This is a genomic window from Kitasatospora sp. NPDC004240 (genome assembly GCF_053603215.1).
Genome location: NZ_JBSGFD010000297.1, coordinates 1 through 7,185 on the forward strand (window position 1 = coordinate 1; position 7,185 = coordinate 7,185).

Below are 7,185 nucleotides of genomic sequence, written 5' to 3' on the forward strand. Positions count from 1 at the left end.
GCCGCCCTCGCCCAGGCCGACCTCGGCCTCGCCATGGGCACCGGCACCGACGCCGCCATCGAGGCCGGCGACCTCACCCTGGTCCGCGGCGACCTCACCGCCGCCGCCGACGCCATCCGCCTCTCCCGCCGCACCCTCGCCACCATCAAGGGCAACCTCTTCTGGGCCTTCGCCTACAACGTGGCGGCGATCCCGCTCGCCGCGGCCGGTCTGCTCAACCCGGTGGTCGCCGGGGCCGCGATGGCCTTCTCCTCGCTGTTCGTGGTCACCAACAGCCTGCGCCTGCGCCGGTTCACCGCCGCCTGAGGCACCCGCACGCGAGAGGGGCCCGTACGGATCCGTACGGGCCCCTCTCGCGTACTGCCGCTAGCGGCCCAGCAGTTCACCGCCGTTGCAGTGCAGGATCTCGCCGGTGATGAAGCCGGCCTCCGGCGAGGCCAGGAAGTAGACGGCCGCGGCGACCTCGCCGGTCTCGCCGATCCGGCCGAGCAGGGTCCGGGACGCCCGGCGGGCCACCTCGGCGTCGTCCAGGCGCGGGCCGAAGAACTCGGTGCCGGCCACCGTGCCGGGGGCGACGATGTTGGCGGTGATGCCCGAGGGGCCGAGCTGGGCCGCCAGGAAGTGGTTCCAGGCGTGCAGCGAGGCCTTGGCCGCCCCGAAGGAGCCGGCCCCGCGCAGCGCCGCGATCGAGCTGATGGTGACGACCCGACCGGAGCCGGGGGTGAGCCGGTCGCGGATCGACTCGGTGAGCAGGACCACGGTCAGCACGTTGCGCTCGAAGTCGCCGCGCCAGCGGGCGAGCAGCGCGTGCGGGCCGGCGCCGATCACGGTCTCGCGGCTGCCGGCGTTGTTCACCAGCACGTCGATCCGCTCGGGCAGGACCGCCAGGGCGTCCTCCACGGCGTCCGGGTCGGCCAGGTCGCAGACCAGCGGGGTGACGTTCGGGCCGAGGTCGGCGGCGGCCCGCTCCAGCACCGCCCGGCGGCGCCCGACGATCACGACCTGTTCGCCCGCCTCGGCGAACCGCCGCGCCACCTCGTACCCGATCCCCGTGCCACCACCGGTGACGACGACGTTCCTGGTCATCTGCGCACTCCCTCCCCAGTTGCCGCCGCCACGCCCGAGAGTGCGGGCGGTCCGTACCGGAATGCCACGATTCCTATCACGCTCGGTTGCCGCGACAGTGGGGAGGGTGACGTCGGGCCCGGGGAAAGGTGTGATATGGGCCGGGAACGACGCGCACACGGAGCGTGGCGAGAGGCAGCTCACACCCCCCGGGCGTAACTTCTCGCACCGTGATACGTCTTAGGTTGGTAGTACGGCGGTTTTGCCGGTCGGCGACGTGTGGAACGGCTTCACGTCACCGCGCCGGCGACACTGCCGTCGACGGGGCTCCGGCGGGCCCCGGGTCGGTCGCCGACTTTTCCCTCGGCGGCCTTCGCGCACGGCGCCGGGGTGTGGCGGGTCAGGGACGCTTTGAGCGGCCGTCCAGGGCTGCGGCACCGCCCCGGAGTCGTGCGCCGCACAACAGACGTTCCAGGGGACGGCTCCCCGGGAACGGCGAAGGGCCCGGCCGCGTACTGCGGCCGGGCCCTTCTCGCAGGGCCTGCGGCGCCGGGGGGCGCCTCTCGGGGGTCGCCGGACCCCCGGTCGTCAGCGGGCGTCGATCGCCACGTAGTCGCGGATCGCGGTGCCGGTGTAGATCTGGCGCGGACGGCCGATCCGGCTGGTCGGGTCGTTGATCATCTCGTGCCAGTGGGCGATCCAGCCGGGCAGCCGGCCGAGGGCGAACAGCACGGTGAACATGCTGGTCGGGAAGCCCATGGCGCGGTAGATCAGACCGGTGTAGAAGTCCACGTTCGGGTAGAGCTTGCGCGAGATGAAGAAGTCGTCGTTGAGCGCGTGCTCCTCCAGCTTCAGCGCGATGTCGAGCAGTTCGTCGGCCTTGCCGAGCTGGCTCAGCACCTCGTGCGCCAGGCCCTTGACCTGCGCGGCACGCGGGTCGAACGCCTTGTACACGCGGTGGCCGAAGCCCATCAGCTTGACGCCGGCCTCGCGGTTCTTCACCTTGCGGATGAAGGCGTCGACGTCGCCGCCGTCCTTCTGGATGCTCTCCAGCATCTCCAGCACGGCCTGGTTGGCGCCGCCGTGCAGCGGGCCCCAGAGCGCCGAGATGCCGGCCGAGATGGAGGCGAACAGGTTGGCGTGGCTGGAGCCGACCAGGCGGACCGTGGAGGTCGAGCAGTTCTGCTCGTGGTCCGCGTGCAGGATCAGCAGCTTGTCCAGCGCGTTGACGATGACCGGGTTGATCTCGTAGTCCTCCGCGGGGACCGCGAAGGTCATCCGCAGGAAGTTCTCGACGTAGCTCAGGTCGTTGCGCGGGTAGACGAAGGGCTGGCCCATCGCCTTCTTGTACGCGTACGCGGCGATCGTCGGAAGCTTCGCCAGCAGGCGGACCGTCGACAGGTGCCGCTGGGCGGCGTCGAACGGGTTGTGGCTCTCCGGGTAGAAGGTCGACAGCGCACCGACCACCGAGGACAGCATGGCCATCGGGTGGGCGTCCCGCGGGAAGCCCTGGAAGAAGCGCTTGACGTCCTCGTGCAGCAGGGTGTGCTGGGTGATCTCGGTGTTGAACGCCGACAGCTGGTCGGCCGTCGGGAGCTCGCCGTTGATCAGGAGGTACGCGGTCTCGATGAACCCGCCCTGGCCGGCGAGCTGCTCGATCGGGTAGCCGCGGTACCGCAGGATGCCGTTGTCGCCGTCCACGAAGGTGATCGCGGACTTGTAGGCGGCGGTGTTGCCGAAGCCGTTGTCCAGGGTGACCAGGCCGGTCTGCGGGAGCAGCTTCGAGATGTCGAAGCCGGCGTTGCCCGCAGTGCTCTCGACGACGGGGTACTCGTACTCGCCGTCCTGGTACCGCAGTACTACCGAGTTGTCGCTCACGTCTTCCTCACCGACGAAATGAATCCTCTTCCAAAGGTGCCCTGACTGTCTCTACCATCCCCCATCCGGAGGACAGCCGCGCACCCGGGGTGGCCCGAAAGAGCCCGCCCCTACAAAACCCGCCGCCGTGTCCGGTACGAACCGGACAAGATCGGCATCATCCTAGGCTCTGCCCTAAATCTCTTCACGTCAAGAGAACCTTAGAGGCAACCATCCCGTTGGAGAATCATCCAGTCGCCAGCCGGAAATCCAGTGCGGCGTGCCTCCGACCTGCGCTGACGGCTCGAACGGCCTGTGCGATCGCCTTGCGTGACCCGACCAGCACAACCAGTTTCCGCGCCCTGGTCACAGCCGTGTAGAGCAGATTCCGTTGGAGCATCGTCCAGGCGGACGTGGTGACCGGAATCACCACGACGGGGTACTCGCTGCCCTGCGAGCGGTGGATCGTCACCGCGTACGCGTGGGTCAGCTCGTCCAGCTCGTCGAAGTCGTACGGCACCTCCTCGTCCTCGTCGGTGAGCACGGTCAGCCGCTGGTCGTCCACGCTGAGCGCGGTCACCACCCCCACCGTCCCGTTGAAGACGCCGTTGCGCCCCTTGTCGTAGTTGTTCCGGATCTGGGTGACCTTGTCCCCCACCCGAAACGTGCGGCCGCCGAACCGCCGCTCCGCCAACCCCTCCCGGGCCGGCGTCACCGCCGCCTGCAGCAGCGTGTTCAGGTTGCCCGCGCCCGCCGGCCCGCGGTGCATCGGCGCCAGCACCTGCACGTCCCGGCGGGGATCGAAACCGAAGCGCTGCGGGATCCGCCGCGCCACCACGTCCACCGTCAGCCCCGCCGCCCGCTCGACGTCGTCCTCCACGAACAGGAAGAAGTCCGACAGGCCCTCGGTCAGCGGCGGCAGCCCCTCGTTGATCCGGTGCGCGTTGACCACCACGCCCGACTGCTGCGCCTGCCGGAAGATCCTGGTCAGCCGTACCGACGGGATCGGGCCGCCCTCCGCGAGCAGGTCCCGCAGCACCTCGCCGGCCCCCACCGACGGCAGCTGGTCCACGTCCCCCACGAACAGCAGGTGCGCCCCCGGCGCCACCGCCTTGACCAGCTTGTTCGCCAGGATGAGGTCCAGCATCGAGGCCTCGTCCACCACCACCAGGTCCGCGTCCAGCGGCCGGTCCCGGTCGTACGCGGCGTCACCGCCCGGCCGCAGCTCCAGCAGCCGGTGCACCGTCGAGGCCTCCACCCCGGTCAGCTCCGACAACCGCTTCGCCGCCCGCCCGGTCGGCGCCGCCAGCACCACCTTCGCCCGCTTCGCCAGCGCCAGCGTGACGATCGACTTCACCGTGAACGACTTGCCGCACCCCGGGCCGCCCGTCAGCACCGCGACCTTCTCGGTCAGCGCCAGCCGCACCGACTGCTCCTGCTCGGGCGCCAGCTCCGCCCCCGTCCGCTTCGCCAGCCAGCCCAGCGCCGCCGGCCAGTCCACGTCCGCGAACCAGGGCATCCGGTCCGCCTCCGCCCGCAGCAGCCGCAGCAGCTGGTTGGCCAGCGAGATCTCCGCCCGGTGGAACGGCACCAGGTACACCGCCGTGATCGGCTCCCCGCCCTCCCCCGGCACCTGCTCGCGCACCACGCCCTCCGCCGCGACCAGCTCCGCCAGGCAGTCGATCACCAGCCCGACGTCCACCTGCAGCAGCTTCACCCCGTCCGCGATCAGCCGCTCCTCCGGCAGGTAGCAGTGCCCCTGGTCGCTGCTCTGCGACAGCGCGTACTGCAGGCCCGCCTTCACCCGCTCCGGGCTGTCGTGCGGTATCCCCACCGCCTGCGCGATCCGGTCCGCCGTCAGGAACCCGATGCCCCACACATCGGACGCCAGCCGGTACGGCTCGTTCTTCACCACCCCGATCGAGGAGTCCTGGTACTGCTTGTAGATCCGCACCGCCAGCGAGGTCGACACCCCGACGCCCTGCAGGAAGACCATCACCTCCTTGATGGCCTTCTGCTCCTCCCAGGCCGCAGCGATGCTCTTCGTCCGCTTCGGCCCCAGCCCCGGCACCTCGATCAGCCGGCCCGGCTCGTTCTCGATCACCTCCAGGGTGTCCACCCCGAACCGCTCGACGATCCGCTCCGCGAACCGCGGCCCGATCCCCTTGATCAGCCCCGACCCCAGGTACCGCTGGATGCCCTGGACCGTCGCCGGCAGCACCGTCGTGTAGTTCTCCACCGTGAACTGCCGCCCGTACTGCGGGTGCGACCCCCAGCGCCCGAACAGCCGCAGCGACTCCCCCGGCTGCGCGCCCAGCAGCGCCCCCACCACCGTGAGCAGGTCGTTCCCGCCGCGCCCGATGTCCACCCGCGCCACCGTGTAGCCGGTCTCCTCGTTGGCGTACGTGATCCGCTCCAGCACACCGTCCACCTGGGCGAGCTGCCGCGGCGGCTGCTCGCTCCGGTCTGCCTGGGCCTGCCTGGCCACGGGACCCCCTCGTGATGCTCGCTCGGGTACCGACTTCGCGGTGCGGGTGACGATCCGCTACGCACCGTACCGCCCGGGTGCGACAGGCGGGGTTCCGGTGCCACGCTGGAAGGGCGTCGCCCCGGTGTCCGCCCCGGGGCGGGCCCGTCGCCCGAGGAGCGGTGCCCATGCTCACCACCGACTACGTCCCCGGCTCCCCCAACTGGCTCGACCTCGCCAGCCCGGACATCCGGGCGTCCGCCGACTTCTACACCACCGTCCTCGGCTGGACCCTCGCCGACGCCGGGCCGGAGGCCGGGGGGTACGGGTTCTTCCGACAGGGCGGCCGCACCGTCGCCGCCCTGGGCCCGCTTGCCGAGGACGCCTCCGCGCCCGCCTGGACGGTCTACTTCTGCACCACGGACGCCGACCGCACCACCGAACTCGTCGAGACCGCCGGCGGCCGGGTCCGCTTCGCCCCCTTCGACGTCCTCACCAGCGGCCGGATGGCCGGCTACACCGACCCCACCGGCGCCGACTTCGCCGTCTGGCAGCCCCACGACACCCGCGGCCTGGACGCCGTCACCGAGCTGGGCACCCTCTGCTGGGCCGAGTGCTACAGCGTCGACGCCGAACTGGCCAAGACCTTCTACCGGAGCGTCTTCGGCTGGCAGGAGCAGGACGTCCCGGTCGGCAGCGCCCTCTACACCGTACTCACCCCCGCCGGTGGCGGCACCGAGGACGCCCACGGCGGGCTGATGCAGCTCGGGCCCGAGCAGACCGCGGCCGGCACCGGCTCGCACTGGCTGCCCTACTTCGAGGTGCCCAACCCGGACGCCGCCGTCGCCCTCGCCGAACAGCTCGGCGCCACCGTCCGGATCCCCGCCACCGACCTCCACGGCGTGGGCCGCTTCGCCCAGCTCGTCGACCCGCACGGCGCCGTCTTCGCCGTCATCGCCAGTGCCCCACCCGGCGGATGACGTGTCCTCACCCTCCCCGGGGCACCGGATGGCCCTTCCGGGGCCTTCCGGAGGCCTTCCGGGGGCTCTGAGCGGGCTCTCCCGGGGGCCTTCGGGGGCGGAGCCGGGGAGACCGGGCGAGGGGTGGGCCAGGAGCTCGGCCGGGTGCGCTCTCCTAGGCTGTGATCATGACCGAACCGACTGTCCTGACCATCCGCCGCGCGACCGCCGAGGACCTGCCCGAGGTCGTCGCGATGCTCGCCGACGACCCGCTCGGCGCCACCCGCGAGAGCCCCGACGACCTCACCCCGTACGAGGCCGCCTTCGCCCGCATCGACGCGGACCCTCACCAGCACCTGGTGGTCGCCGAACGCGCCGGCCGCACCATCGGCACCCTCCAGCTCACCGTCGTGCCCGGCCTCTCCCGCCGGGGCACGACCCGCACGATCATCGAGGGCGTCCGCATCCACGCCGACGAACGCGGCAGCGGGCTGGGCACCGAGCTGATCCGCTGGGCCGTCGCACGGTCCCGTGAACTGGGTGCCGTGCTGGTCCAGCTCACCTCCGACGCGACCCGCACGGACGCCCACCGCTTCTACGAGGGCCTCGGTTTCGTTCCGTCGCACGTCGGGTTCAAGCTCGCGCTCTGATCCCCGCGCGTTCCCGCTGTTTCTCCCGCGTTTTCCTTGCGCTTTTCCCCGGAAATGCGAGAAACCCCGCCCGGGTGCCCCGGGCGGGGTTTCTCTGAATGATTGTTCGGCGGCGTCCTACTCTCCCACAGGGTCCCCCCTGCAGTACCATCGGCGCTGTGAGGCTTAGCTTCCGGGTTCGGAATGT

General features: G+C 71.2%; 5 protein-coding genes, 1 rRNA gene and 1 pseudogene. 3 read left to right on the forward strand and 4 right to left on the reverse strand.

Annotation, left to right across the window (positions count from 1 at the left end):
- Positions 1–306 (forward strand): annotated as a pseudogene (locus ACWEQL_RS39410) (heavy metal translocating P-type ATPase); the annotation flags it as partial.
- A 60-nt stretch (positions 307–366) separates the two neighbouring features.
- On the opposite strand, the gene ACWEQL_RS39415 reads toward ACWEQL_RS39410, so the two are convergent.
- From ACWEQL_RS39415 to recD2, 3 genes are all read right to left on the reverse strand, one after another.
- Positions 367–1,086, reverse strand: coding sequence for an SDR family NAD(P)-dependent oxidoreductase (locus ACWEQL_RS39415; protein ID WP_452155930.1), 720 nt, complete (start codon positions 1,084–1,086; stop codon positions 367–369).
- 567 nt (positions 1,087–1,653) lie between these two features.
- Positions 1,654–2,943 (reverse strand): citrate synthase, encoded by a 1,290-nt coding sequence (locus ACWEQL_RS39420; protein ID WP_452155932.1) that lies wholly within the window; start codon positions 2,941–2,943, stop codon positions 1,654–1,656.
- A 226-nt stretch (positions 2,944–3,169) separates the two neighbouring features.
- The gene (gene recD2, locus ACWEQL_RS39425) at positions 3,170–5,410 is read right to left on the reverse strand and encodes an SF1B family DNA helicase RecD2 (protein WP_452155934.1); all 2,241 of its coding nucleotides are present in this window, start codon (positions 5,408–5,410) and stop codon (positions 3,170–3,172) included.
- Between the two features lie 167 nt (positions 5,411–5,577).
- On the opposite strand from recD2, the gene ACWEQL_RS39430 reads away from it, so the two are divergent.
- Together ACWEQL_RS39430 and ACWEQL_RS39435 are read left to right on the forward strand one after the other, a co-directional pair.
- Positions 5,578–6,369 (forward strand): VOC family protein, encoded by a 792-nt coding sequence (locus ACWEQL_RS39430; RefSeq protein WP_452155936.1) that lies wholly within the window; start codon positions 5,578–5,580, stop codon positions 6,367–6,369.
- Between the two features lie 167 nt (positions 6,370–6,536).
- A complete protein-coding gene (locus ACWEQL_RS39435) occupies positions 6,537–6,998 on the forward strand; it encodes an N-acetyltransferase family protein (RefSeq protein ID WP_452155938.1) in 462 nt (153 codons plus the stop codon).
- A 104-nt stretch (positions 6,999–7,102) separates the two neighbouring features.
- On the opposite strand, the gene rrf is transcribed toward ACWEQL_RS39435, so the two are convergent.
- A 5S ribosomal RNA gene (gene rrf / locus ACWEQL_RS39440) occupies positions 7,103–7,185 on the reverse strand; the annotation flags it as partial.

Coding starts and splice junctions, on each gene's coding strand:
- ACWEQL_RS39415 (WP_452155930.1), bottom strand. CDS start 1,086: ATGACCAGGAACGTCGTCGTCACCGGTGGTGGCACGGGGATCGGGTAC.
- ACWEQL_RS39430 (WP_452155936.1), top strand. CDS start 5,578: ATGCTCACCACCGACTACGTCCCCGGCTCCCCCAACTGGCTCGACCTC.
- ACWEQL_RS39435 (WP_452155938.1), top strand. CDS start 6,537: ATGACCGAACCGACTGTCCTGACCATCCGCCGCGCGACCGCCGAGGAC.